Genomic DNA, 1,756 nt, shown 5'->3' with positions numbered 1-1,756 from the left:
TAGATGGCGGCGAAGATGCCCACGAAACTGATCGCCATGCTCGGCACGCGCATGATGGCGTTCACTTCGGCAATCTGGGCGTTGAAAGCGTCGGTGCCGAACTTGGCGGTCACGCGCTGGTAGTTGACCACGCTGTTGACGATGCCGCCCAGGATGTCCACCAGCGCGAAAATCACCGTTCCGGCAACCAGTCCCCGGTGCAGCGCCGGGTCACGCAGGGCACGTTGGGTCAGGGCGCGTTCTTCGGGTGCCTCGCCGATGCTGGCGGCGTCCAGAAACACCCGGAACAGCGGCACCGAGGTCAGGGCACTGAGCAAGAAGGCCAGTCCGACCAGATAGGAGCGGGCACTGTCCTTGATGGCGTACCAGAAGCCATCCACGTACCAGAAGGCCAGCGCCCCGGAAAAGATGGCCCCGGCCCCGCCGATCAGTGCCACCGGGCTGACGTTGCGGTTCACCACGATGTCCCACAGCACGTAGACCACCGGAATCAGGGCGGCCAGCAGGTAGGCGCGGACGTTGCCCGTCTGCCCCTCGCCCAGCACGCTTGCCACGCCGATGCCGTCGCCCAGCAGGTTGGGGCTCAGAATCAGAATCGGGATGACCAGGGTAAAAATCAGGTCCCAGACCGTCTTGGGGACACGGCTACGGGGCTTGGTGACAGGAGCAGGCGCAGAACTCATGCCGGGCAGCATAGCGGGCGGCGGCGTCCGATTCTGCGCGGGCTACTTCTTCTCGTCCTTGTCGGAGCGGGGGTAGAGCCAGTTCAGGATGACCAGAAACATGCCGATGACGCCTGCCAGGGCGCTGCCCAGCGTGGCGACCAGCACGGTGTCGCTGAGGTGAAAGACGTTTTGCTGGAAGCCCGTCGCCACGATCAGCCCCGCCGTAAAGATGAGCCACAGACAGGTCACCCAGAAGACCCGGCTGGAATAGCGGCGGCGGTACTCGCGGATGTGTTCCTGCTCCTCGCGCAGAAAGCGGCTGCGGTTGCGCTGGTTGGTCGTCTCGATCTGCTGCTGCTCCAGCTGCTCCTTGAGCATGTCGGCCTGAAGCTGTTCGCGCAGCAGGGCCGGACTGGGCGGCGGCGCTTCGGCCTCGCTGCGGGGCTGGGCGGGGTCGGCAAACACGATGGAAAACGGCCCGGCGGGGGCCACTTCCTGTGTGGCGGCCTGTTCGCTGTAGCTGGCGACCTCTTCGGCCTGCCGCTGGGCCAGGGCAGTCACCGGGTCACGTTGCTCGGGCGGCATGGCGCTCAGGAAGCGTGGCGCTGCGGCGCGGCGTTGGCCTGCTCCAACTGCTCGCGGTAGTACCGTTCGGTCAGGGCGTCGGGAATCGGGCCGTACTTCTCGTGGTCGTCCACCACGGCCCAGGGCGACCCTGGCAGGTGGCTGATGTTCCGCAGTTCCCAGCCGTCCATGTGCCCATAGGCCGCATAGGTTCGCTCGATTACCCCAGTCGCTTCGGCGTCCAGGGGCAGGCCCGGCAGCGGGTCGGCCAGCGGGCGGTCAATCGGGCGGTCATCGAACTCCTTGAGCCGCTGATAAAGCTGGGGCGCCACGGGGCCATGCTGCCAGGCGTGGAAGTTGTTGGAAACCAGGCGGCGACCATACAGCCCCAGGCTCAGCCCATGCGCGAAGTAGGCCAGCTTTTGCAACTGCATGTGCGTCAGCAGGCGTCCGTCGCGGGCCGCCAGTTCCATCAGGCGGTTCGCCACCTTTTCGGCTGGGTAGGCGGGGTGCAGTTCCGTCATGGG

3 protein-coding genes are annotated in these 1,756 nt (G+C 66.1%); all 3 read right to left on the bottom strand.

Annotated features, from left to right (window positions below):
- The coding region (locus Q4C89_RS01580) for a VC0807 family protein (RefSeq protein WP_303100857.1) at positions 1-683 on the bottom strand (683 nt) is incomplete at its 3' end.
- A gap of 42 nt (positions 684-725) precedes the next feature.
- Positions 726-1,250: a hypothetical protein gene (locus Q4C89_RS01575; RefSeq protein WP_303100856.1), complete on the bottom strand. Its 525-nt coding sequence runs from the start codon at positions 1,248-1,250 to the stop codon at positions 726-728.
- Positions 1,251-1,255: 5 nt separating this feature from the next.
- A partial coding sequence (locus tag Q4C89_RS01570) for a Panacea domain-containing protein (RefSeq protein ID WP_303100855.1) occupies positions 1,256-1,756 on the bottom strand: 501 nt, incomplete at its 5' end.

Origin of the sequence: Deinococcus sp. (assembly GCF_030523985.1) — a bacterium.
GTDB lineage: Bacteria > Deinococcota > Deinococci > Deinococcales > Deinococcaceae > Deinococcus.
Note: the sequence above shows the minus strand (reverse complement) of the source record. Positions and strands in the feature narration are given on the sequence as shown.

Excerpts from the sequence above, each read along its gene's own strand:
- Q4C89_RS01575 (WP_303100856.1), bottom strand. The coding sequence starts at position 1,250 with ATGCCGCCCGAGCAACGTGACCCGGTGACTGCCCTGGCCCAGCGGCAG.